23 protein-coding genes are annotated in these 23,882 nt (G+C 32.8%); 13 read left to right on the plus strand and 10 right to left on the minus strand.

What is annotated here, in order from left to right; translation table 11 throughout:
• Positions 1-10: 10 nt before the first annotated feature.
• A complete protein-coding gene (gene purH / locus Q0739_RS06300; protein WP_298237857.1) occupies positions 11-1,543 on the minus strand; it encodes a bifunctional phosphoribosylaminoimidazolecarboxamide formyltransferase/IMP cyclohydrolase in 1,533 nt (510 codons plus the stop codon).
• A gap of 252 nt (positions 1,544-1,795) precedes the next feature.
• A complete protein-coding gene (locus tag Q0739_RS06305; RefSeq protein ID WP_298237858.1) occupies positions 1,796-2,254 on the minus strand; it encodes a GAF domain-containing protein in 459 nt (152 codons plus the stop codon).
• Between the two features lie 78 nt (positions 2,255-2,332).
• Here Q0739_RS06305 and xrtF point away from each other — a divergent pair, with 78 nt between their 5' ends.
• The 7 genes from xrtF to Q0739_RS06340 all read left to right on the plus strand — a co-directional run bounded on the left by xrtF (position 2,333) and on the right by Q0739_RS06340 (position 7,683).
• Entirely contained in the window at positions 2,333-2,878 is a 546-nt protein-coding gene (gene xrtF, locus Q0739_RS06310; protein ID WP_298237859.1) for an exosortase family protein XrtF, read from the plus strand.
• The gene (locus tag Q0739_RS06315; RefSeq protein ID WP_298237860.1) at positions 2,875-3,303 is read left to right on the plus strand and encodes an exosortase F system-associated protein; all 429 of its coding nucleotides are present in this window, start codon (positions 2,875-2,877) and stop codon (positions 3,301-3,303) included. The genes xrtF and Q0739_RS06315 overlap by 4 nt, the downstream gene beginning before the upstream one ends.
• Positions 3,304-3,393: 90 nt before the next feature.
• Positions 3,394-3,762, plus strand: a complete 369-nt coding sequence (locus Q0739_RS06320; protein WP_298237861.1) for a hypothetical protein — start codon at positions 3,394-3,396, stop codon at positions 3,760-3,762.
• Positions 3,763-3,844: 82 nt separating this feature from the next.
• Positions 3,845-4,567, plus strand: a complete 723-nt coding sequence (locus Q0739_RS06325; RefSeq protein ID WP_298237862.1) for a MauE/DoxX family redox-associated membrane protein — start codon at positions 3,845-3,847, stop codon at positions 4,565-4,567.
• Positions 4,568-6,811, plus strand: a complete 2,244-nt coding sequence (locus Q0739_RS06330; RefSeq protein ID WP_298237863.1) for a TonB-dependent receptor — start codon at positions 4,568-4,570, stop codon at positions 6,809-6,811.
• A gap of 119 nt (positions 6,812-6,930) precedes the next feature.
• Positions 6,931-7,302 (plus strand): heavy-metal-associated domain-containing protein, encoded by a 372-nt coding sequence (locus Q0739_RS06335; protein ID WP_298237864.1) that lies wholly within the window; start codon positions 6,931-6,933, stop codon positions 7,300-7,302.
• Positions 7,303-7,317: 15 nt separating this feature from the next.
• Positions 7,318-7,683 carry a DUF2200 domain-containing protein gene (locus Q0739_RS06340; protein WP_298237865.1) on the plus strand — a complete coding sequence of 122 codons (366 nt, stop codon included), beginning with the start codon at positions 7,318-7,320 and terminating at the stop codon, positions 7,681-7,683.
• An 87-nt stretch (positions 7,684-7,770) separates the two neighbouring features.
• On the opposite strand, the gene groL is transcribed toward Q0739_RS06340, so the two are convergent.
• The 8 genes from groL to miaB form a co-directional block, all read right to left on the minus strand.
• Positions 7,771-9,402 (minus strand): chaperonin GroEL, encoded by a 1,632-nt coding sequence (gene groL / locus Q0739_RS06345; protein ID WP_298237866.1) that lies wholly within the window; start codon positions 9,400-9,402, stop codon positions 7,771-7,773.
• Positions 9,403-9,528: 126 nt separating this feature from the next.
• Positions 9,529-9,804 carry a co-chaperone GroES gene (locus Q0739_RS06350; protein WP_298237867.1) on the minus strand — a complete coding sequence of 92 codons (276 nt, stop codon included), beginning with the start codon at positions 9,802-9,804 and terminating at the stop codon, positions 9,529-9,531.
• 165 nt (positions 9,805-9,969) lie between these two features.
• A complete protein-coding gene (gene secG / locus Q0739_RS06355) occupies positions 9,970-10,335 on the minus strand; it encodes a preprotein translocase subunit SecG (RefSeq protein WP_298237868.1) in 366 nt (121 codons plus the stop codon).
• A 6-nt stretch (positions 10,336-10,341) separates the two neighbouring features.
• On the minus strand, positions 10,342-11,292 hold the full coding sequence (locus Q0739_RS06360; protein ID WP_298237869.1) for a hypothetical protein: 951 nt from the start codon (positions 11,290-11,292) through the stop codon (positions 10,342-10,344).
• Positions 11,286-11,798, minus strand: coding sequence for an LptE family protein (locus tag Q0739_RS06365; RefSeq protein ID WP_298237870.1), 513 nt, complete (start codon positions 11,796-11,798; stop codon positions 11,286-11,288). The genes Q0739_RS06360 and Q0739_RS06365 overlap by 7 nt, the downstream gene beginning before the upstream one ends.
• A gap of 53 nt (positions 11,799-11,851) precedes the next feature.
• On the minus strand, positions 11,852-13,123 hold the full coding sequence (locus Q0739_RS06370; protein ID WP_298237871.1) for a sigma-54 dependent transcriptional regulator: 1,272 nt from the start codon (positions 13,121-13,123) through the stop codon (positions 11,852-11,854).
• Positions 13,124-13,167: 44 nt separating this feature from the next.
• Positions 13,168-13,509 carry a hypothetical protein gene (locus Q0739_RS06375; RefSeq protein ID WP_298237872.1) on the minus strand — a complete coding sequence of 114 codons (342 nt, stop codon included), beginning with the start codon at positions 13,507-13,509 and terminating at the stop codon, positions 13,168-13,170.
• A 3-nt stretch (positions 13,510-13,512) separates the two neighbouring features.
• Complete coding sequence (gene miaB, locus Q0739_RS06380) at positions 13,513-14,961, minus strand: tRNA (N6-isopentenyl adenosine(37)-C2)-methylthiotransferase MiaB (RefSeq protein WP_298237873.1); 1,449 nt, start codon at positions 14,959-14,961, stop codon at positions 13,513-13,515.
• A 148-nt stretch (positions 14,962-15,109) separates the two neighbouring features.
• Between miaB and Q0739_RS06385 the strand changes: the two genes are divergently transcribed.
• The 6 genes from Q0739_RS06385 (at position 15,110) to gldM (ending at position 23,803) form a co-directional block, all read left to right on the plus strand.
• On the plus strand, positions 15,110-15,877 hold the full coding sequence (locus tag Q0739_RS06385) for a hypothetical protein (RefSeq protein ID WP_298237874.1): 768 nt from the start codon (positions 15,110-15,112) through the stop codon (positions 15,875-15,877).
• 240 nt (positions 15,878-16,117) lie between these two features.
• Entirely contained in the window at positions 16,118-18,607 is a 2,490-nt protein-coding gene (gene topA, locus Q0739_RS06390) for a type I DNA topoisomerase (protein ID WP_298237875.1), read from the plus strand.
• 183 nt (positions 18,608-18,790) lie between these two features.
• On the plus strand, positions 18,791-19,957 hold the full coding sequence (locus Q0739_RS06395; RefSeq protein WP_298237876.1) for a formimidoylglutamase: 1,167 nt from the start codon (positions 18,791-18,793) through the stop codon (positions 19,955-19,957).
• Between the two features lie 162 nt (positions 19,958-20,119).
• Entirely contained in the window at positions 20,120-21,484 is a 1,365-nt protein-coding gene (gldK, locus tag Q0739_RS06400; protein ID WP_298237877.1) for a gliding motility lipoprotein GldK, read from the plus strand.
• A 74-nt stretch (positions 21,485-21,558) separates the two neighbouring features.
• Positions 21,559-22,194: a gliding motility protein GldL gene (gene gldL / locus Q0739_RS06405; protein WP_139000774.1), complete on the plus strand. Its 636-nt coding sequence runs from the start codon at positions 21,559-21,561 to the stop codon at positions 22,192-22,194.
• Positions 22,195-22,243: 49 nt separating this feature from the next.
• Positions 22,244-23,803 (plus strand): gliding motility protein GldM, encoded by a 1,560-nt coding sequence (gene gldM / locus Q0739_RS06410; protein ID WP_298237878.1) that lies wholly within the window; start codon positions 22,244-22,246, stop codon positions 23,801-23,803.
• Positions 23,804-23,882: the final 79 nt, after the last annotated feature.

Here is a 23,882-nt window from a genome sequence, read left to right on the forward strand (position 1 = left end):
GAAAGAAATTTTAGTGTTTAAAATGGCGTGTTCCTGTCATTACCATCGCTACATCATTTTCATTGCAATAGTCAATACTAAGCTGGTCTTTAATAGAGCCTCCTGGTTGAATAACAGCGTTAATACCTGCGTTTTTAGCAATCTCAACGCAGTCTGGGAACGGAAAAAAAGCATCGCTTGCCATTGCAGCTCCATTTAAATCAAATTTAAAAGTGCCTGCTTTATGAATAGCTTGCTCTAATGCATCAACACGACTAGTTTGTCCAGTACCACTTGCGCATAATTGTTTGTTTTTTGCTAAAACAATGGTGTTCGATTTAGTATGCTTGCAAATTTTTGATGCAAATAATAAATCTTCAATTTGAGCATTGGTTGGTGCAATATTTGTAACCGTTTTTAAATCTTCTGCTTTATCTGTTATGTTGTTTCTATCTTGAACTAGAACGCCATTTAAACAACTTCTAAGATTTGTTGCAGGCATATCAACATCGTGAATTTCTAATAAAATTCTATTTTTCTTTCCTTTTAAAATTTCTAGTGCTTCTGGATTAAAAGATGGCGCAATAACCACTTCACAGAATAATTTATGAATTTCTTCAGCGGTAGCTTTGTCAATTTCTTTGTTACTAATTAAAACGCCTCCAAATGCAGAAACTGGATCTCCAGCTAAGGCATCTAAATATGCTTGGTGCAATGATTCGCGTTGTGCTAGTCCACATGCATTGTTGTGTTTTAAAATCGCAAATGTTGGTGCGTCGTTTTTAAACTCTAGCATTAAATTAACGGCAGCGTCTACATCTAAAAGATTGTTATAACTTAATTCTTTACCGTGAAGTTTTGTGAATAATTCATCAAAATTACCGAAGAAAAATCCTTTCTGGTGTGGATTCTCACCATAGCGTAAAACCTTACCATTAGTTTCGCTAATTTTTAAAACTGTTTCTTCATTATTTTGGTTGAAATAATTAAAGATAGCAGTATCATAATGAGAAGATACATTAAATGCTTTGCCTGCAAAACGTTTTCTGTCTTCTTCAGAAATAGTGCCATTATTTTCAGAAATTAAGTCTAAAAACTCAGCATAATCATCAACTGAAGAAACACAAATAACATCTGCATAATTTTTAGCAGCTGCTCTAATTAAAGAAATACCACCTATATCTATTTTTTCAATAATATCTTGGTTACTTGCTCCAGAAGCTACAGTTTTTTCAAATGGGTACAAGTCAACAATCACAACATCTATTTGTGGGATTTCATATTCGGCTAATTCGGCAACATCGCCATCATGGTTTTGCCTATTTAAAATACCTCCAAATACTTTTGGATGCAAGGTTTTTACACGTCCGCCAAGTATTGAAGGGTAAGAAGTTACATCTTCAACAGGAACAACGTTAACGCCTAAATCGTTAATAAATTTTTCTGTGCCACCAGTAGAATATATGGTTACACCCTGTTTGTCTAGTTCTTTTACGATAGGTTCTAAACCGTCTTTGCTAAATACAGAGATTAATGCCGATTTAATAGTTTTTTCGTTGCTCATTATTAATTTTGTGTTGTGAATAAAATGCTCTTTTTTGGAATAAATTATGCTTGTTATTCAGCTATTTAAGCTAAAATTTATAAATAATGGCAAAAGTAGTTATTTCCTTTAAAAAACAAGTGTGGAAATCTTAAAAATGGAGTTGATTTTTTAACGAAAATAATGAGTTGTTAACAATGTGAAGTTTTTAGACCTAGCAGTTTTTTAAAACTTATCGGGTCTTTGAGTTTTAGAATTATGAAATTGGATTTTTCAAGAAAGAATTTCAGAAACTTTTTTGCAAACAAACTCTAAAAAACGTTCATCTGCTTGAGTAAATGGGTCAGGTGTATTAGAATCTATATCTATCTGCCCAATGTTTTCTCCATTCACAAAAATAGGTATAACAATTTCTGCTTTAACCGTTATGCTACAGGCAATGTAATTATCTTGAGCAGATACATCTGGAACAACAAAATTTTCATTACTTACAGCTACTTGTCCGCAAATACCTTTACCAAAAGGAATTACTGTATGGTCTGTTGGTTCGCCTACATAAGGCCCTAAAAGTAACTCTTCTTTATCTCCATTTTTAAAATAAAAGCCTACCCAATTATAATAATCTACATGAGCTTCAAGTAATTTGCAGATATTTTTTAAGCGCGTCTCAACTGTTTCGCTAGCATTTGAAACAATAGTTTCTACTTGTGGTTTTAGTTGTTCAAAAATCATAAATGAGAAAGTTTTGGTAAAAGTATTTAAAAAGGTGTAATTTCGATATTGAGTTATTAAAAAAAATAATAATACTTTTTGAAGGCACTCTTTGTAAAATATAAGTCGGTTATTAAATTCATTCTTACATTTTTATTGGTGTATATAATCTTTTCATTGTTGTATCAGTTTTATTTAAAAACTTCTACAGGACTAAGGTTTTATCCAGATTATATTACAAATTTGGTTTCAAAACAAACAGAATTATTAATAAGAATTTTTGGGTATGATGCAGAGGTTATTCCTCATCAAAGCGAGCCTTCCATGAAATTACTAATTAATGGGAAGTATTTAGCACGTGTTATTGAAGGATGTAACTCAATAAGTGTTATTATCTTATTTGCTTCTTTTGTTATTGCTTTTTCAGGCAAATTAAAAGAAACGATAGTCTTTTTGTTATCTGGGAGTGTTTTAATTTATGTAGTTAATTTACTCAGAATTGTTATACTATCAATTGGAATGTATCGCTATCCATGGCGTAGAGAAATTTTACATACCGTAGTTTTTCCAGCTATTATTTATGGTATCGTTTTTATTCTTTGGATAATATGGGTAAATCGTTTTTCTAAAAAGAGGAGAATATGAATAGAAATATAAAATATATGCTTCTGTTTTTATTATTTGGGCTGTTGATATTAATTCGATTTTTTGAAAACGAACTTTTCTACGATCCCTACCTTGTCTTTTTTCAAAACGATTATCTGTACATAGATAATCCTAGAAGAGAAGTTTTTAAGTTGACTTTATTTACATCACTTAGGTATGTGCTTAACAGTATTATTTCTTTAGGTATTTTGTTCGTTATTTTTAAAGATAAGAGCATGATTAAATTTGCGGCGTTTATTTATTTAATGGCATTAATTGTATTGCTTTTTATTTATCTTTATTTTGTTGTAAATCCGCGTCAAGAAGACTATTATATGTTTTTTAACGTGCGTCGTTTTCTTATTCAGCCTATTATTTTAATTATTTTATTGCCTGCTTTTTATTACCATAGGCTTAAAACGTAAATGTTAATCATTTAATAAATTAATCATCATCATTTCGATTTTTTGTACTTTTGTATTGTGATAAAGCAATTGTTTTATAAAAGTTTTTCAATGCTTCTGGCATTACTGGTTTTGTTTTCTACCGTATCTTTTACTGTAGAGAAGCATTTTTGTGGTGATGTTTTAGTAGATGTTTCTGTTTTTGCAGATGTTGAAAAATGTGCCATGGAAGCTATGGAAATGAAGCAAAAGAAATCCTGCTGTAAAGATGAAGTAGAAGTTGTAAAAGGTCAAGATGACTTGAAGTTTAGTTCTTTTGAAGATTTAGATTTTGAACAAGAACAATTTTTAACTGCTTTTGCTTACTCATACATTAATCTATTTGAAGGTTTGCCAAAGCAAATTATTCCTCATAAAGATTATTCTCCTCCTAATTTAATTCAAGACATACAAGTTTTGGATGAAGTCTTTTTAATTTGAATTATTAATTTATGTTAAGTAATTCTTGTGAAAACAGGAATCTATTTCTTTTTACATAACACAAATTAATAATAAAATAATCATGAAACATACATATACAGTTACAGGAATGACCTGTAATGGCTGTAAAACTTCAGTAGAAGAAAAGCTAAGTAATATAGAAGGTATTACCCATGTAACAGTAAATTTAGAAAAAGCTGAAGCTCTAATAGAAATGACTAAACATATTTCTATTGAAACTTTACAAAATGCTATTTCTGGGAAGTATAAAATTTCTGAAAAGAATATTTTTCAAACTACGGTTACATTAGATCAAGAGAAAAAAAGTGAGTTGCAACAATTGTTTCCACTATTTTTAATTTTCTTTTTTATTATAGGGGCTTCAATATTATTAAACTATAATCCTTGGAATAGTGAAGCATTTATGCTTGATTTTATGGGTTTGTTCTACGTTGTTTTTAGTTTTTTTAAATTTTTAGATTTAAAAGGTTTTCCTGAATCTTTTAAAATGTACGATCCTTTGGCTAAGGTAGTTCCTGTTTATGCATGGGGCTATCCATTCATAGAAATTACATTAGGAATTATGTTTTTAATGCGTCTTGAAATTTTAGTAGCTTTAATTATTACTCTTGTTATTTTAGGACTCACAACTATTGGAGTTACCAAAACACTGCTAAGTAAAAAGGATATTCAATGTGCTTGTTTGGGTACTGCATTAAAGCTCCCAATGACAAAAGCGACTTTTATTGAAAATAGTATCATGATTGTTATGGCAATTATTATGCTTATAAAGACCTACAATTAGATGAAATATATATATTACATAATACTAATGCTTCCTTTACTTATGTCTTCTCAAGATAAGATTACAGGTATGATAATGGAAGCGAATGCAAAAAACGAACATATAGGCTTAGTAGGAGCTAATATCTATTGGTTAGATACAACTGTAGGAACAGTTACCAATATTGATGGGAAATTTACGCTCTCATACAAGCCAGAGTATAAAAAATTGGTGATAAGCTATGTTGGATTTAAAACAGATACACTAACCATTAGCGATCCTAAAAAAATGGTACATCATTGGTTACAACCTACAAGTGATTTGGGTCAAGTTACAGTTACTTCTAGAAAACAGACAACAGCAAAATCTTATTTAAAAGCACAAAATGTAATTACAGTTAGTAGCGATGAATTGTTGAAAGCTGCTTGCTGTAATCTATCAGAAAGTTTTGAAACAAATCCGTCAATCGATGTTAATTTTGCCGATGCGGTTTCAGGAACACGCCAGATTAAAATGCTTGGGCTTACAAGTCCCTACATATTAATAGCTACTGAAAATATTCCATCTATTAGAGGGGCATCTCAGGCTTATGGATTGAGTTTTATACCAGGAACTTGGGTGGAAAGTATTCAAATTACTAAAGGTGCTGGTTCTGTAGTGAATGGTTTTGAAAGTATTGCGGGACAAATAAATGCTGAATTGGTTAAGCCTTCAACAGACGACAAGTTGTTTGTTAACCTATATGGAGCAACCAATGAGCGTTTGGAGTTAAATACACACTTCAATACCAAAGTAAACGATAGGTGGCATACTGGTTTATATGTGCACGGAAACACACATAACAAAAAGCATGATGTGAATAGCGATGGGTTTTTAGATATGCCCTTGTTTAACCAAATTAATCTTATGAATCGCTGGCAATATATAGATACTCAAAGTGGATTTGTAAGCTTTGTTAATTTAAAATTTTTAAATGATGAAAAACAAATGGGCGAGCTAAACTTTAATCCAAATACAGATAAGCTTACCATGAATGCTTGGGGTAGTGAAATTGATACAAGGCGTTACGAATTGTCTGGTAAATTTGGTTATGTAAACCCTGAGATTCCTTGGCAAAGCCTTGGTGTTCAAACAGCGTTTAGTAGTCATAAGCAAGACTCGTATTTTGGCTTAAATAGCTACGATATAGTACATAATAGTCTATATGCTAATGCTATTTATAATTCTATAATTAGTGATTCTAGACATAAAATAAAAACAGGAATAAGTTATACTTACGACCATTATGACGAACTAGTAAATACTACAGATTACGAAAGAACCGAAAATTCGATTGGAGGTTTTTTTGAATATAGTTTTGACAATTTGGAACTTTTAAACCTTACTGCAGGAATTAGAATAGACCATCATAATTTGTTAGGAACTTTTATAACGCCACGTGTACATGTGCGATATTCACCTTGGAGTAAATCGGCATTTAGAGCATCCTTTGGAAGAGGGAAGCGTAGTGCTAATATTTTTACTGAAAATCAGCAACTATTTGCTACATCAAGACAAATTAATATTCTAAATTCTGGTGGTGATATTTATGGATTAGATCCAGAAATTGCATGGAATTATGGCGTTTCATATTTGCAAGGATTTAATTTATTTGGAAGTAAAGCAGATATCACTTTAGATTTTTACAAAACCGATTTTACAAATCAAGTAGTTGTAGATTGGGAAAATTCACAGGAAATAAATTTTTATAACCTTGAAGGGAAAAGTTATGCTAATAGTTTTCAAGTAGAGTTTAATTATAATCCATTTGGGCATTTCGATTTAAGAATGGCTTATAAGTATTACGATGTTAAAACAGATTATAACTCTGGACGATTGGAAAGACCCTTAACACCAAAAAATCGTGTGTTTGTTAATGTTGGCTATAAAACACCACAAGATGAAGAGCAACTAGGGCGTTGGAAGTTTGATGCTACTTTTAATTGGTTAAGCGACCAACGTTACACATCGACAATAAATAATCCTGCACAGTATCAATTACCAGAGAGAACGCCAACAGTAGCAACGTTAAATGCGCAAATAACAAAAGTATTTTCTCCAAAATTTGAAGTATATTTAGGAGGTGAAAACATTACAAATGTGAGACAACCAAATCCTATTTTGGGAGCCGATGACCCTTTTGGTGCGAATTTTGATTCTACTTTTGTATATGGTCCAATTTTTGGAAGTATGTATTATATGGGATTACGATTTAGAATAAAATAAAGAATTATATTAACAATCTGTCATTCCTGCAAAGGCAGGAAACTATTAAATTTAAAGCAAATAACTTAAAAGTGGATTCCTGCCTTCACAGGAATGACAAAAATATAAAACAAACAAATATGAAAAACATAATTATTGTAGCATTAATGTTTATTGGAACAGTAACATTTGCTCAAAGTAAAAATGCCAAGGCTTCTATGGAAGTAGATGGTGTTTGTGGGATGTGCAAAGCACGTATTGAAAAAGCATGTTTAAACACTAAAGGTGTTAAGTTTGCAACTTGGGATATTGATACCCATCAATTAGATCTAATCTATGATGCTCGTAAAACAAATTCCGAAATTATTAAAAATCAAGTTTTAGCTGTTGGTCATGATGTTCAAGATACAAAAGCAACCGATGAAGCTTACGCAACAGTTCATGCTTGCTGTAAGTATCGAGATGAAGATGTGCAAGATGATCATAAGGCGGAGGAAAAAGAAGATAACTAGGTATATTAAAATATTATGAAAACGACACCTGAGCATAATGAACGTGTTAGAACGATGAAGTTTTTTTCAGTTTACCCACATTATGTCAATAAAGTGGAGAAAAAAGGAAGAACGAAAGAAGAGTTGCATACGGTAATTAATTGGTTAACAGGATTTACCGATGATAAAATAAAAGAACTCATAGACCGAAAAGTAACATTTGAACAGTTTTTCCAAGAGGCCGAAGTTAATCCAAATGCAGAATTAATTAAAGGTGTTATATGTGGTTATAGAATTGAAGAAATCGATAACCTTTTAACTAAACAATGTAGATATTTGGATAAATTGATTGATGAATTGGCCAGAGGTAGAAAAATGGAAAAGATTTTACGAACTACTTAAAGAATAAAGTTAAGATTTATAATCAAAAAAAAACGCTTCAAAATAAATTGAAGCGTTTTTATTATAATTTGCATGTCGAGGCTCTTCTTACATCATTCCTGGCATACCGCCACCTCCCATTGGAGGCATTGCAGGAGCATCTTCTTTTATGTCTATTAAAGCGCACTCTGTAGTTAGAATCATACCTGCTACAGAAGCAGCATTTTCTAAAGCAATACGTGTTACTTTCTTAGGGTCAATAATACCAGCTTTAAGCATGTCTACATATTGTTCAGATTTCGCATCGTAACCAAAGTCTTTTTTGCCTTCTAATACTTTATTAATAACTACCGATCCTTCACCACCTGCATTTTCAACGATAGTTCTTAAAGGAGACTCAATAGCTTTATTTACTATTTGAACACCTGTAGTTTCGTCTAAGTTTTCTGTAGTGATTTTTTCTAAGATAGCCTTAGCTCTAACCAAAGCAACACCACCACCAGCAACAATGCCTTCTTCTACAGCAGCTCTTGTAGCATGTAAAGCATCATCAACACGATCTTTTTTCTCTTTCATTTCAACCTCAGAAGCAGCACCAACGTAAAGTACAGCAACACCTCCAGCTAATTTAGCTAAACGCTCTTGAAGTTTTTCTTTATCGTAATCTGAAGTTGTTGTTTCAATTTGAGATTTAATTTGATTCACCCTCGCTTTAATATCAGCAGCTTTCCCAGCACCATTTACAATAGTTGTATTATCCTTGTCAATAGTAACAGTTTCGGCTGTACCTAACATGGTTAAATCTGCATTTTCAAGAGTAAATCCGCGTTCTTCAGAAATTACGGTACCTCCAGTTAAGATGGCAATATCTTCTAACATTGCTTTACGTCTGTCTCCAAATCCAGGAGCTTTAACCGCAGCAATTTTTAATCCACCACGTAATTTGTTTACAACTAAAGTAGCTAATGCTTGTCCATCTACATCTTCAGCTATAATTAATAATGGGCGACCAGATTGTGCAACAGGTTCTAATATTGGAAGAATTTCTTGTAAGTTAGAAATCTTTTTGTCGAATAATAAAATGTATGGGTTTTCTAAATCGGCAATCATTTTGTCGGCATCTGTCACAAAATAAGGAGATAAATAACCTCTATCGAATTGCATACCTTCAACAACATCAACGTATGTTTCCATACCTTTTGCTTCTTCAACAGTAATTACGCCTTCTTTACCTACTTTGCTGAATGCTTGAGCAATTAACTCACCAATAGTATCATCGTTATTTGCAGAAATTGCTGCTACTTGTTTTATTTTTTCAGAAGAATTACCAACTTGTTTCGATTGTTTTTCAAGATCGGCAGTAATGGCTTCAACAGCTTTGTCAATGCCTCTTTTTAAATCCATTGGATTTGCGCCAGAAGCTACATTTTTTAAGCCTTCTTTTACAATAGCTTGTGCAAGAACTGTTGCAGTTGTAGTACCATCACCTGCTAAATCGTTTGTTTTTGAAGCGACTTCTTTTACCATTTGTGCACCCATGTTTTCATGAGCATCATCTAGTTCAATTTCCTTAGCTACAGATACACCATCTTTAGTTACTTGAGGTGCGCCAAAACTTTTACTAATAATTACGTTACGACCTTTAGGGCCTAATGTTACTTTTACTGCGTTTGCTAATGCGTCAACACCACGTTTTAATCCGTCGCGCGCATCAATATCGAATTTTATATCTTTTGCCATAATGAAAAATTTTATTTAAAATTTTTAAATCTCAATTTTCAAATACCAAATTTCAAAAAAAGGAAACTGATTATTTGAGTGAGAATTTTTGGGATTTTGTTTTTTTAAGTTTTTTGAGATTTGCAATTAGATAATTGCTAGTATATCACTCTCACGCATGATTAAATAATCATTACCTTCAAGCTTAAGTTCTGTTCCTGCATATTTACCATATAAAACAGTGTCTCCAACTTTTACGGTAATAGGTTCGTCTTTTGTGCCTTTTCCAGCAGCTACTACAGTACCTTTTTGAGGTTTTTCTTTTGCGTTATCTGGAATAATAATTCCTGAAGCTGTTTTTGTTTCAGCAGCAGCGGGTTCAATAAGAACACGATCTGCTAATGGTTTAATGTTTAATGCCATTGTTTATATTTATATTTTAAAATTAAATTTAACGCTTAAGCGTTATGCTAAAAATGTGCCAATAGTTAGTAACTGACAAACTTTCAGACCTGTCTCTAGGATAGCCAAGAACAAAAAATGCCAACTTGTACAAGTTGGCATTTTTTGTTTTTTTATGAAGCACAATTATTGTGCAGAATCTGTTGCTGTAGTTGCTTCTGGTAATGTTGTTGTTCCTGCATCGGTAGGAACTGCTGGTAAAGGTTGTGATGTTGTAGCATCTGGGTCTAATGCTTTAGAATCTATATTTTCAGAGCCTCTATTAATGGCTACATTAGAAAGTAAAATTAAAACTAACAAAAGCGTTGCTAATGTCCAGGTGCTTTTATCTAAAAAGTCTGTTGTTTTCTTTACGCCTCCTAATTGTTGTGTGCCACCACCACCAAAAGACGACGATAATCCACCTCCTTTAGGGTTTTGCACCATCACTACAACTATAAGCAAAAATGCTACTACTACTATAAGTGCTAAAAATATTGTAAACGTACTCATTATTCTTTATTTATTCTGTTCTTGTAATTGTTCTACTGCCTTAATTTGGTTTGCAAAGAAACTACTTTTTTCTGGATATTTCAAACTTAAAATTTTATAAGATTGAATTGCTTTTTTGTAGTTTTTTTGCTCAACATAAATACGCGCTAAAGTCTCTGTCATTAACGCTTCGGGTTGTATCATTTGTGCCTTCGCTAAATTGCCTTTTGGCGATGGCGATTTCGATGGATTTATCTTTGGGTTTTTAGCAATAAATTTATCTATTAGCTGAAATTTTTTTGCCTTTTCAGATACTGGCGAAATTTGCTCTTTTACTTCTGGACTTTCTGGTTTTTTATTTCCTGATCTATCAATGGGTTTAAAACGTGTCAATTTTAGCCATTCGTTAAAAGAATGTGTTTCACTTTTATCAAACTGCAGGGGTTTACCTAAACTTAAAATATCTTCGGCTGTTGCTTCTTGTGTTCTAGTTTCTTCAGTAACGTTTTCAATAAGTTTCGATTCGTCTAAAGTAAAAGCAATTGTTTTTTTAGGAAGCGCATCTTTAGGTTCAAAAAGAGCAGGGTCTAAAACACCTTGAGTTTCTTGAATTTGTTGTTTAAGCGCTTCATCAATAGCAACGCTTTTGTTAATTGAAATGTCTTCAATATTTACATTAATATCTTTTAAATGCGCTGTATTTTGTTTAATAAACTGCGAAATTTCATTTTGTATAAAACTGTCTGATGTTATAAAATCGAATAAAATGCTCCTATCGGTAGTATAAGCAGCGGTCGTTTTAAGTTCTTCATTATATTTAATGCTACTCTGGTTTTTTAAACCTTTAAGGTAAATAGCACGAGCCGATTGAAAATATGGATAGGTATCAATAATAGATTTTACTGCTTCAGTCTGCTCATGCGTTATAGACTGCGGATGCTGAAGTATGTACGTAAAACTATTACTATTTTCTACCATCTAGCTAGGGTTGCATTAAAAATGTCTTGTGTTAGTCTATCTAGTATTTCTTCGTGTGCAGTTGCTTTTTGTGAGCCAATAAGTTGTGCACTTCCTGGATAATCGAAGAAAAATGAAAAGGTCTTATTTTCTAGATTGTCTTCTTCTTTATTTCTATTGTAAAAACTAATTTTTACTGAGATAGTCAACCTATTTTGTGCTGCGGTATTTTGTGATGTAGAGGTGGTTGGTGAAATTCTATATTCGCTAATTTCACCTTCGTATACCAAGTCTGGATTTGATGAAACTAGATTTAAATTGGTTTGATTTTGAATTAAATCTTCAAGTGTTATTTTGAAATCCCTTTCAAGCCCTGGTTCAACTAAAATAGCATTGTTTTCGAAACGAACAACTTGGAAGGTGTCTGCCTCAATTGAATTAGGCTGTGTGAAACCGTATTGAACTTTACAATTAACAAGAATTACTGTCGCTACTAGTAAAAAAAAGAAATATTTTAGTTTGTTCATTTTATTTAACATGTTTCTCACAGAGTTTTAGGATTAACCTAAATAACGATTAACTATAAATCGTATTGTTTTATTTTTCTATATAATGTGCGTTCGCTGATGCCTAATTCTGCAGCTGCTAATTTACGCTTTCCGCTGTGACGTTCAAGCGATTTTTTTATTAATTCTAATTCCTTATCGTGAAGAGATAATGTTTCTTCCTCTTCTATCTCTTCTGCAAAGTGATATTTATCTTGAGAGTTTATAAGGTCTTCATTTGGTGTTGTATGCTCTGGAATTGATAAAACCTCAGGTTCGGTAATATTTTCTTCAAATTCTAATTCATCATCGTTGTTACCACCATAAATCTTTTGAATTAACCCTTCGTTATCTTTCTCAACTTCTTTAACGTTGCCTGTTTTCATAAGCTCCATAGTGAGCTTTTTCAAATCATTTAAGTCGCTTTTCATATCGAAAAGAACTTTGTAAAGTATTTCGCGTTCACTGCTAAAATCGCTTTCAGACTTAGATGTTTTTATAACTGCAGGCAAATTCGTTCCTGCCGAAGCAGGTAAATAGCCTTGAAGTGTTGAAGCGCTTATGGTACGATTTTGCTCTAGGACAGATAGCTGTTCGGCTATGTTACGTAATTGTCTAATATTCCCGCTCCACCTATGTTTAATAAGTAATTGAATGGCATTATCGGTCAATTTAACTGTTGGCATTTTATATTTGAGGGCAAAGTCGCTTGCAAATTTTCTGAATAATAGATGAATATCATCACGTCTTTCCCGTAGCGGCGGTAAATGAATATCTATGGTACTTAATCTATAATAAAGGTCTTCACGAAATTTTTCTTTTTGAATAGCTTCAAGCATATTCACGTTGGTGGCTGCTACAATACGAACATTTGTTTTTTGTACTTTACTTGAGCCTACTTTTATGAATTCACCGTTTTCTAAAACTCTTAATAATCTTACTTGAGTTGTTAATGGAAGTTCACCAACTTCGTCAAGGAAAATAGTACCGCCATCTGCCACTTCAAAATAGCCGTTTCTTGTTTGTGTAGCACCTGTAAAAGCGCCTTTTTCATGTCCAAATAACTCACTATCAATAGTTCCTTCTGGTATAGCGCCACAGTTTACTGCTATATATTTGTTGTGTTTTCTATGTGATATTTGATGAATAATTTTAGGAATACTTTCCTTACCTACGCCGCTTTCTCCGGTTACTAAAACCGAAATATCTGTAGGAGCTACTTGAATAGCTTTTTCGATAGCGCGATTTAGTGTTGGTGTATTCCCAATAATACCAAAACGTTGTTTTATAGCTTGTATTGATTCCATGAAATTAATCTTCTTTTTTATTCCCGTGAAGACGGGAATCTCTTTTAATTCTCAATATATTCTGAAGTTCCCTTTTCATCATTATCACCTAACCATTCCCAGTTTAACTTCAGTTTTATTTTGTTGTGTTTTGTTAAGCTAATTTTAGCAATTGCTTTTCCTGCCTTTAATTCATTTTCTGTTGTTATACATTGGTATAACATATTCAATTTATTATCGTTTAAGTGTCCAATTATTTTTCCAAATTTAATGGTGCCTCCAGAATAATCTGCAGTAACCAAGTCGCCCTCTTGCTTATATCTAAACTGTGTTTCAGAATTTACTTTTCCATTTTCTGAATTCTCTAACAGAGAAAATGTTTTGTTATTAAAGTTGAATTCTGACATTACTTAATTGTTTTCAGAATACCCTACGGCAGTCCCAATCAAGGTAGCCGTTGTACAATCGTGTGTCTGTACATTAACAAAATCGCCTATTTTATAATGTTCTTTTGGAAAAACCACCACGATGTTTTGCGGCGTTCTACCAGACCATTGCTCATTCGATTTTTTTGATTCTTTTTCAATTAATACTTCAACGATACTATTTAAATGCTCTTTGGTTCTTTCGCCACTATGCTTTTGTTGAAGCTCTACCATGTAGGCAAGTCGTCTCTTTTTTATTGACTCAGGGACATCATCTTCCAACTTACGTTCGGCTAAGGTTCCTGGGCGCTCAGAATACGTAAACATATAGCCAAAATTATATTTTACATATTCCATTAAGGATATGGTGTCTTGAAAATCTTCATCAGTTTCAGAAGGAAATCCAACAATCATATCTTGGCTTATAGCACAATCTGGAATTATTTGACGAATGTTATCTATTAACCCCATATATTCAGCTCGTGTATGTAAACGATTCATTTCCTTTAAAATGCGGTCACTACCACTTTGAACTGGTAAATGAATATGATTACATATATTATTAAACTTTACCATAGTTTCAACAACATCTATAGTAAGGTCTTGCGGGTTAGATGTAGAAAAACGAATACGCATTTTTGGTTGTGCTTTTGCACATAACTCTAATAATTTAGAGAAGTTTACCGAAGTTGCTTTTTGGATATCACTAGCTTTATCAAAATCCTTTTTTAATCCGCCACCATACCATAAATAGCTATCTACGTTTTGCCCTAAAAGAGTTATTTCTTTGAAACCTTTGTTCCAAAGGTTGTTAACCTCTTCTAAAATACTCTGTGGGTCTCGACTGCGTTCGCGACCACGTGTAAAAGGGACTACGCAAAAGGTGCACATGTTGTCGCAGCCTCTAGTTATTGATACAAAAGCTGTAACACCGTTTGTGTTTAAACGCACTGGTGATATATCGCCATAGGTTTCTTCTTTTGAGAGAATAACGTTAATAGCGTCTCTGCCTTCATCCACTTCGGCTAGTAAATTTGGTAAATCTTTATAAGCATCTGGTCCTACTACCAAATCAACAATTTTTTCTTCTTCAAGAAATTTATTTTTAAGGCGCTCTGCCATACAACCTAAAACACCAACTTTCATTTTAGGGTTGTGCTGTCTTTTTACAGCATTATATTTCTCTAAACGTTTTCTAACAGTTTGTTCGGCTTTATCACGAATTGAGCACGTGTTCACTAAAACTAAATCGGCTTCTTCTAAATTTTGAGTGGTGTTAAAACCTTCTTTAGTTAATATAGATGCTACAATTTCGCTATCACTAAAATTCATAGCACACCCGTAGCTTTCTATAAAAAGCTTACGTGTATTTTCTTTTTTTTGTTCTAAAACAAGTGATTCGCCTTGTTTGTTTTCGTCAATAATCTTTTCCATAATGTGCTTGAACAAATGCGGGTCAATAAGCATGCAAAGATACAATTTATTTGTGTTTTATGACAAAGTGTCATATTAAATACTAATAATTTTGAAAATCATTTTTAATAGTGTTACTTTGAGAAACAAATCAACTAAATTTTATATTATGAGTACTATTGCGGGGTTATTAAACAAAATTGAAAATGCCAAAGACCTTGATTTTGGAGATATTTTCAATAAATCTATTGAGCTATTTAAAAAAGTATGGCTACAAGGCTTAGTTATGCTATTGTTAACTTTTGTTTTAATGATACCTTTTTATATTATAATGTATTTGCCTTTAATTGCAATGGGTATTCTTGATCCCGATGCTATGGCGAGTGGAGGTCAACCTGAACTAGCTTTTTTAGTTCCATTTTATCTTTTTATGCTGGTATTTTCATTTTTTGCAATGGTAATAGGCTTTGCATTGAAATCTGCATTTTATAGAATTTGCAAATTCAAGGATTTCGATCAAGCTTCTAAAGACGATTATTTTTATTTTTTCAAAAAACCTTATTTAGCAAAAACAATAAAGTTAGCAGCCATGACTTTTGGTATTGCGCTCGTTGCAACATTATTATGTGTTCTTCCAATAATATATGTAATGGTGCCAATAGCTTTAATGAATGTTATTTATGCATTTAACCCAGATTTAGAAGCCTCAGATATTGTTAAAGTTGGATTTAAACTTGGTAATAAAAAGTGGTTATTAACTTTTGGACTTATGATAGTTGCTGGAATTTTGGCGCAATTAGTTGGTATGATAATGTGCTTTATAGGAGTGTTAGTTACAGCTTCATTTGCATACTTGCCTGCGTATTTTATATATAAAGAGTCAATAGGCTTTGATAATACAGACGCCATTGAAGAAATAGGAACACCAGTAGAATAAAAATTTATTTCACACTGTAAAGAGGCTGTCTAAAAAGTCTTTATAATTTTATTTGTCTGGTTGAGCCTGTCGAAACTGATATTGATTATCAGTAAGTTAAAAATATATTGATAAGCTCAATATGACATCGAACTTACTTTTTAGACACCCTCTTTTTTGTTTCAAAATTGAGGAGGAAATGTATTTAATTAGGAAGTTAAACTTTTTTTGATATACATTTGTACCCACAAAAATTCATTTATGGCAAAGAATTTAGTAATTGTTGAGTCACCAGCAAAAGCAAAAACAATAGAGAAATTTTTAGGAAAAGATTTTAAAGTTGAATCGAGCTTTGGACATATCTCCGACCTCCCTTCTAAGGAATTAGGAGTAGATGTAGAAGGTGATTTTAAACCAAAATATGAAGTTTCAAAAGATAAAAAAGCAGTTGTAAAAAAACTGAAAGATTTAGCTAAAAAAGCAGAAATGGTATGGCTTGCTAGTGATGAGGATCGCGAAGGGGAGGCGATTGCATGGCATTTAGCAGAGGCTTTAAAATTGGATAAGGATAAAACAAAACGTATTGTTTTTCACGAAATTACTAAAACAGCCATTCAAAAAGCTATAGAGAATCCAAGAAGTATTGATTACGACTTGGTAGATGCCCAACAAGCACGTCGTGTTTTAGATAGAATTGTTGGTTACGAGTTGTCGCCTGTTTTATGGCGTAAAGTTAAAGGCGGCTTGTCTGCAGGTCGTGTACAATCGGTTTCTGTGCGTTTAATTGTAGAAAAAGAGCGAGAAATACAAAGTTTTACGCCTGTAGCATCATATAGAATAGATGCGGAATTTTCGAATGAAAGGGGACAAACCTTTAGAGCTAAACTTCCTAAGAATTTTTCTTCAAAAGTAGATGCTCAAAAGTTTTTAGAACAAAATATATCGGCTTCATTTAAAGTAGCCGACTTAGAGAAAAAACCAGCAAAAAAATCGCCAGCGGCACCATTTACAACATCTACATTACAGCAAGAAGCAGCTAGAAAATTATATTTTTCAGTAAGTAAAACCATGACTATGGCGCAACGTCTTTATGAGTCTGGTTTAATTACTTATATGAGAACAGATAGTGTTAATCTTTCTGATGAGGCTAGAAAAGGAGCCGAAGCCGAAATTAAAAGTGCTTTTGGTTCAGAATATAGCAATCCTAGAAATTATAAAGGAAAATCTAAAGGAGCTCAAGAAGCACACGAGGCGATAAGACCAACTAATTTTGCCGTACATTCTGTAGATATTGATTATGACCAAGCTCGTTTATACGATTTAATATGGAAGCGTTCAATTGCTTCTCAAATGAGTGAAGCGCAATTAGAAAGGACGAATGTAAAAATTAGCGCTTCTACACATAATAATAATTTTAGTGCAAATGGTGAAGTAATTAAATTCGATGGATTTCTTAAAGTCTATTTAGAAGGAACCGATGATGAAAATGAAGAACAAGAAGGCATGTTGCCTGCTTTAAAAGTAAATGAAGCACTCCTTAATAATTATATAACTGCTACCGAGCGTTATACCAGACCGCCATCGCGTTACACCGAAGCATCTTTAGTGAAAAAATTAGAAGAACTTGGTATTGGTCGTCCATCAACCTATGCACCAACAATTTCAACAATTCAAAATAGAAACTATGTTGAGAAGGGTTCTGTTGATGGAGAGCAAAGAAGTTATTCGCAACTTACATTAAAAGATGGTAAAGTTAAAGATAAGGAATTAACTGAAAAAGTAGGGTCGGATAAAGGAAAGCTCGTGCCAACAGATATTGGTATGATTGTTACCGATTTTTTAGTAAATCATTTCGAATACATTCTTGATTATAATTTTACAGCCAAAGTTGAATCTGATTTTGATGACATCGCAGATGGAAAAGAAGATTGGACAAAAATGATGAAAACTTTCTATCAGGAATTTCACCCTCAAGTTGAAGATGTTAAAGAAAATGCTTCTAGAGAATCTGGCGAACGTGTTTTAGGTACAGACCCAAAGTCTGGTAAACAAGTAAGTGTTCGTTTAGGTAAGTTCGGGCCTATGGTTCAAATTGGAACAGTAGACGATGAAGAAAAGCCACAATTTGCAAGTTTAAGTCCAGACCAACAATTAAATACAATTACTTATGAGGAAGCTATGGATTTATTTCAACTTCCTAAAAGTTTAGGTACTTATGAAGGTGAAGATGTACAAGTTAATAACGGTCGTTTTGGACCTTATGTAAAATTTGGTTCAGCGTTTGTGTCACTCCCTAAAGGAGTCGATCCGTTAAGCATAGAGTTAGATGAAGCTATTGTTTTAATAAAAGAAAAGCAAAAAGCAGATGCTCCTATATATATGTATAAAGATCTACCAGTACAGAAAGGAAAAGGGCGTTTTGGACCATTTATTAAATGGAACAATATGTTTATTAATGTAAACAAAAAATACGACTGGGATAATTTATCAGATGAGGATATTATAGAACTTATTGAAACGAAGATTCAGAAAGAAATTGATAAAGTTATTCATAACTGGGAAGAAGAAGGTATTAGGGTTGAAAAAGCTAGATGGGGTAGGCATAATGTGTTAAAAGGTAAAATAAAAGTCGAGTTGGCAAAAACAGTAGATGTCTCTAAAATGACTTTAGACGAAGCAAAAGCTATTATTGAAGCTAAAACGCCAAAGAAAAAAGCAACTAAGCGCAAACCTGTCGCAAAGAAAAAATAATTAAACTTTTGATTTTAAGTTTGTTATTGGGTTTTATCGAATAAAATATCCAATAATTTAGCAATTTATAAGAATTGCAATGTTATTTTTACGGTAACCATATACAAAAACTCATTATTTCTTTTGATATTTGTGTAAAACCCCAAGAAAGGTGTGGATAAGCATTTTTAGCATAATAATCTTATGAACTTTAATTTTCTCTCACCAGTTTCAGATATGGTTTTGGCTCATAACGAGTTAGTATCATCCCAAGCACTAGGAAGAAAACTTCGTATTCATTCCTCCCAAAACGGTATTCCAGATTTAGACAATGTTAATATTGCCATAGTTGGTGTGCTAGAAAACAGAAATGATGTTAATTATATTGGTGAAGAGTTTCAGTTAAATGAAATAAGAAAAACGTTATATGGCCTTTTTCCAGGTAGTTGGGGAGCTACCGTAGCCGATCTAGGAGATATTAATAAAGGAGAAAGTGTCGAAGATACGTATTTTGCTCTTAAAACCACTGTAAGTATTTTAGTAAAAAAGAATATTATTCCTATTATAATAGGCGGGACACAAGATCTTACATATGCAAACTATCGAGCTTATGATGATATTACTCCTATGGTAAATATTGTTAACGTAGATAGTAAGTTTGATTTAGGAGACTCTGCCAAACCCATAAAGAATAATAGTTTTGTTGGAAAGATTATTTTGGACGAGCCGTATAATCTTTTTAATTATGCAACTATAGGGTATCAAACTTATTTTAATTCACAAGAAGAAATAGATTTAATGGATAAGCTTTATTTTGAAGCTTATAGATTAGGGCAAGTATCTAAAGATGTAACATTTGTTGAACCAATTATGCGAGATGCAAATTTGGTTAGTATTGATTTGGGTTCTGTGAAAGGATCGGAGTTAAGCTTAAATCAAAAAATTTCGCCTAATGGACTAGATGGTAAAGAGATTTGCGCTATTGCTCGTTATGCAGGTATAAGTAATAAAGTGTCTTCTTTTGGTATTTATGAATATAAACCATCAAAAGACGATGAAATGACTTCCATGCTTATTGCACAAATAATATGGTATTTTATCGAAGGGTATAACTTTAGAGTTATGGATGATGATTTTTCCGACGAAACAAGCTACCAAAAATTTATTACCTTAGTAGACTCCCAAGAATTAGTCTTTTATAAAAGTAATAAGACCGGCAGATGGTGGATTGAAATTCCTTTTTTAGCAGAAGTTAATAATAAATTGAAAAGACATACGTTATTACCATGCATGCACCAAGATTATCTTGACGCATGTAATAACAAGGTCCCAGACCGTTGGTATAAAGCGTTTCAAAAGAATAGTATTTAACGAATAAAAGTAGTTAAAAGGTTTATTTCATCGACGAAATGTAATTTTTTAACGACGAAATGTAATTTTTTTTACAAAAAAGTTGTTTTTTAAGAAATATATAAATATGTTTACGCTCTCGAAATTGAAGCTTAAATAATTAACCTCGAGTTTTCTATGGATATGAAGAAGTTTATATTATTAACCGCAGTATTAACATTGTTCGCTAGTTGTGGCTCTAAAGATAGGGGCGAGCTAGTTGGTGTTAAAGGAAAAAAGTGGCATCCAGAAAAGCCATATGGAATGGAACTTGTTCCTGGTGGTGCTTTTATAATGGGTAAAGCAGATGATGATTTAGCTGGTGTTCATGATGCACCTGCCAAAACCGTAACTGTTAGAGCCTTTTATATGGACGAAACAGAAATCACAAATAGTGAGTATCGTCAGTTTGTTAATTGGGTAAGAGATTCTATTATTAGAACAAAACTTGCCATACTAGCAGATGAAGTTGGTTTAACCCAAGAAGATGAAGGTACAATAGGTGAATTTGCATTTAAAAATGCAGATACAGCTAATATGACTGTTTACGAAAAATATATCTACAACAATTATACAGGTTTAGGGCCAACAGGATACGAAGGTTATAAACTTAATAAAGATGTAGATCTATTATTTGATACTTCAGAATATATAGACGAGTATTATGCCGAAGTTATGGATACCATGTATTTACCAGAAGAAGAATCGTATAACGGTCAGCGTACATGGGATGTTTCTAAGTTTAAATTCCAATATACTTATATGGACATCCAAAAAGCAGCTAAGGACAGAAGTCTTAGACGTAAAGATGTTTTAATAAAAGAGGAAGTAGAAGTATATCCAGATACAACAACATGGATTAGAGATTTCGCTTATTCATATAACGAACCAATGCATAATGATTATTTCTGGCATGACGCTTATGGCGAATATCCAGTAGTAGGCGTTACTTGGAAACAAGCAAAAGCATTTTGCCAATGGAGAACGTTATGGAAGAATGCCTACCAAAAAGGAAAAAAAGGAGCACATTTTGTAAACTCTTTCAGATTACCATCTGAAGCAGAGTGGGAGTATGCTGCAAGAGGTGGTTTACGAGCTGCAACTTTTCCATGGGGTGGTCCATATGCTAAAAACGACAGAGGTTGTTTTATGGCAAACTTTAAACCAGTTCGTGGTGATTATGCAGCAGATCAGGCTTTATATACTGTTGAAGCAGATTCTTATGAGCCTAATGATTATAACTTGTATAATATGGCAGGAAACGTTTCAGAATGGGTGAATGCCTCTTACGATCCATCATCTTATGAATATGTTTCAACTGTAAATCCAAGTGTAAACGATAATGAAAATCAACGTAAAGTAGTACGTGGAGGATCTTGGAAAGATGTTGCGTACTTCTTACAAGTGAGTTCAAGAGATTACGAATATGCAGATTCTGCAAGAAGTTATATAGGATTTAGAACCGTTCAAGATTATATGGGGACACAAGTAACAAAAAACGGTAAATAATAAATCAAATCAATAATAAATACTATTAATTAACCTACTTAAGTATTCGTACTTAACATTAAAAATCGAAAATTATGGCACAGTCAAGAGCAAGTAAAAAGTTTATGAATTTAGCTTACGGATTAGGAGCATCAATTGTAATTGTTGGAGCACTATTCAAAATTATTCACTTTGAAATTGGACCACTAACAGGTAACGTCATGTTAACCATTGGTCTGGTAACCGAAGCAATTATTTTTGCTATTTCAGCATTCGAACCAGTAGACGACGATTTAGATTGGTCGTTAGTGTACCCAGAATTAGCTGGAGGGCAAGCTTCAGAAAAAGAAGCAAAAGATCCACAAGGATTATTATCTAAAAAATTAGATGAGTTATTAAAAGACGCTAAAATTGATGGCGAGCTTATGGCAAGTTTAGGAGACAGCATTAAGAATTTTGAAGGTGCTGCTAAAAATATTTCACCAACGGTAGAATCTTTAGAAGCTACTAGAAAATATGGTGAAGAGTTATCTTTAGCTGCAGCTCAAATGGAGTCTTTAAACAGCTTATACAAAGTACAATTAGAAAGTGTAAACAGACAAGCTTCTATTAACGAAGAGTCTGTAGAAAATGCTGCTAAATTAAAAGAGCAAATGCAATCATTAGCATCTAACTTATCATCATTAAATGGTGTTTATGGAGGTATGCTTTCTGCAATGAACAAAAGCTAATTAGGGGTTAACCCAAATTTATATTAATTAACCAAAAACCTAATTAGACATGGCAGGAAATAATTTATCACCAAGGCAGAAAATGATTAATTTGATGTATTTAATATTTATAGCAATGCTTGCTTTAAATATGTCAAAAGAAGTCCTTTCAGCATTTGGATTAATGAACGAGAAATTAACCGAGTCCAATCAAGCGGCGTCGGAACGTAATACAGCTTTTATTGCCAATCTTGAGCAAAAAGCTATTGACCAAAAAGAAAAATATGAACCATTAAAGCTTAAAGCAAGTCAAATAAAAGATTTAGCAACTAACTTTAATTCATATTTAGATGATTTGAAATCTAAAATGTCGGCTACAGTAGACGATCCTACAGATTACGAAATCATGGATAAAGGTGATTATTTAGATGAAAACTTCTTTAAAGGTGATAAGTTAAAGCCCGCTGGAGAAGAATTCATGAACCAAATGAAAACTTTTAGAGATGGTGTAGCAAGCGTTTTAGCCGATCAAAAGGGAATGGAAAGCGTTATAAAAGATGTTCAAGAAAAGTTTAAGACCGAGGATAAAAAAAGAGGAGCAGGTCATCAAAATTGGTTAGAGTATCACTACAAAGGATTTCCTTTAGTAGCATCGCTAACTAAAATGACGCAGCTTCAAGCAGATATTAAAACTACTGAGTCTGAAGTATTGTCAAATATGTTACAAGGGACACTTTCTAGTGAGGTGTCAATGACAAACTATACAACCTTGTTAGAAACAACAAAATCTGCATACTTTAATGGAGAAACCTTTGATGGTCAAATTGTACTTGGTAGAAAAGATGCTACTACAAAACCTAATAGAGTTGAGTTAACTTTAGATGGTAGACCTTTAACCGAAGATCAATATTCTATTGAAGACGGAAAAGTTAAACTGAATGTTGGAACAGGAACACCTGGTGAACATAAAATTGAAGGAAAATTAATTTTTGCTCAAGACGGTGAAGAAGTTGAAGTTGATGTAAATCAATCTTTCGCTACAGTTCCAAAACCAAATTCTGCTACTATTTCTGCAGATAAAATGAACGTAGTATACCGTGGTGTTAAAAACCCAATGACAATTTCTTTCGCTGGTATTTCAGATAATAATGTTAGTGCTAGTGCTCAAGGTTTATCTAGAGCAGGTGGTAGTAAATATGTAATGGACGCGACAAGAATTCAAGGTAGAGAAGTTACTATTAATGTAACTGGTAAATTACCTGATGGACAACCAGTAAGCGATAGAGCTACATTCAGAATTAAAGATTTACCAAAACCAACAGGAACTATTAGAGGTGAAGATGGTGCAGTAAAAATGCAGCGTAGCAGTCTTGAAATATCTACTATTGGTGCTAAGTTCGACGATTTCGATTTCGAACTACCATTACGTGTTACAGGATTTAAATTTAAAGTTCCTGGACAACCAACAATAAATGTTAGTGGAAGTAAGTTAGATAGTAGAGCGAAATCAGCTTTACGTAAAGCTAAGCGTGGTTCTGGTGTTCAAATATTTGATATCCAAGCTAAAGCTGGTGGCGTAAGTGTAATACTTAAAAAAGTATCACCTGTATTCGTTGAGCTTACAAATTAAAATTTAGGGACTAATTAAATTAGGCTTAATAAATAAAATTAAAGAAAGATGAAACATTTATAACCCGAGCTTGAATTAC

It is taken from the genome of uncultured Algibacter sp., assembly GCF_947487605.1.
Lineage (GTDB): Bacteria > Bacteroidota > Bacteroidia > Flavobacteriales > Flavobacteriaceae > Algibacter_D.

What these genes read in the sequence shown, in the direction of transcription:
- Q0739_RS06320 (WP_298237861.1), top strand. Translation starts at nt 3,394, where the DNA reads ATGCTTCTGGCATTACTGGTTTTGTTTTCTACCGTATCTTTTACTGTA.
- purH (WP_298237857.1), bottom strand. Translation starts at nt 1,543, where the DNA reads ATGAGCAACGAAAAAACTATTAAATCGGCATTAATCTCTGTATTTAGC.
- Q0739_RS06370 (WP_298237871.1), bottom strand. Translation starts at nt 13,123, where the DNA reads ATGGAATCAATACAAGCTATAAAACAACGTTTTGGTATTATTGGGAAT.
- Q0739_RS06350 (WP_298237867.1), bottom strand. Translation starts at nt 9,804, where the DNA reads ATGGCATTAAACATTAAACCATTAGCAGATCGTGTTCTTATTGAACCC.
- topA (WP_298237875.1), top strand. Translation starts at nt 16,118, where the DNA reads ATGGCAAAGAATTTAGTAATTGTTGAGTCACCAGCAAAAGCAAAAACA.
- Q0739_RS06365 (WP_298237870.1), bottom strand. Translation starts at nt 11,798, where the DNA reads ATGAACAAACTAAAATATTTCTTTTTTTTACTAGTAGCGACAGTAATT.
- Q0739_RS06395 (WP_298237876.1), top strand. Translation starts at nt 18,791, where the DNA reads ATGAACTTTAATTTTCTCTCACCAGTTTCAGATATGGTTTTGGCTCAT.
- groL (WP_298237866.1), bottom strand. Translation starts at nt 9,402, where the DNA reads ATGGCAAAAGATATAAAATTCGATATTGATGCGCGCGACGGATTAAAA.
- Q0739_RS06340 (WP_298237865.1), top strand. Translation starts at nt 7,318, where the DNA reads ATGAAAACGACACCTGAGCATAATGAACGTGTTAGAACGATGAAGTTT.
- Q0739_RS06335 (WP_298237864.1), top strand. Translation starts at nt 6,931, where the DNA reads ATGAAAAACATAATTATTGTAGCATTAATGTTTATTGGAACAGTAACA.
- gldL (WP_139000774.1), top strand. Translation starts at nt 21,559, where the DNA reads ATGGCACAGTCAAGAGCAAGTAAAAAGTTTATGAATTTAGCTTACGGA.
- miaB (WP_298237873.1), bottom strand. Translation starts at nt 14,961, where the DNA reads ATGGAAAAGATTATTGACGAAAACAAACAAGGCGAATCACTTGTTTTA.
- Q0739_RS06360 (WP_298237869.1), bottom strand. Translation starts at nt 11,292, where the DNA reads ATGGTAGAAAATAGTAATAGTTTTACGTACATACTTCAGCATCCGCAG.
- gldK (WP_298237877.1), top strand. Translation starts at nt 20,120, where the DNA reads ATGAAGAAGTTTATATTATTAACCGCAGTATTAACATTGTTCGCTAGT.
- Q0739_RS06325 (WP_298237862.1), top strand. Translation starts at nt 3,845, where the DNA reads ATGAAACATACATATACAGTTACAGGAATGACCTGTAATGGCTGTAAA.
- Q0739_RS06375 (WP_298237872.1), bottom strand. Translation starts at nt 13,509, where the DNA reads ATGTCAGAATTCAACTTTAATAACAAAACATTTTCTCTGTTAGAGAAT.
- Q0739_RS06385 (WP_298237874.1), top strand. Translation starts at nt 15,110, where the DNA reads ATGAGTACTATTGCGGGGTTATTAAACAAAATTGAAAATGCCAAAGAC.
- gldM (WP_298237878.1), top strand. Translation starts at nt 22,244, where the DNA reads ATGGCAGGAAATAATTTATCACCAAGGCAGAAAATGATTAATTTGATG.
- Q0739_RS06305 (WP_298237858.1), bottom strand. Translation starts at nt 2,254, where the DNA reads ATGATTTTTGAACAACTAAAACCACAAGTAGAAACTATTGTTTCAAAT.
- secG (WP_298237868.1), bottom strand. Translation starts at nt 10,335, where the DNA reads ATGAGTACGTTTACAATATTTTTAGCACTTATAGTAGTAGTAGCATTT.
- Q0739_RS06315 (WP_298237860.1), top strand. Translation starts at nt 2,875, where the DNA reads ATGAATAGAAATATAAAATATATGCTTCTGTTTTTATTATTTGGGCTG.
- Q0739_RS06330 (WP_298237863.1), top strand. Translation starts at nt 4,568, where the DNA reads ATGAAATATATATATTACATAATACTAATGCTTCCTTTACTTATGTCT.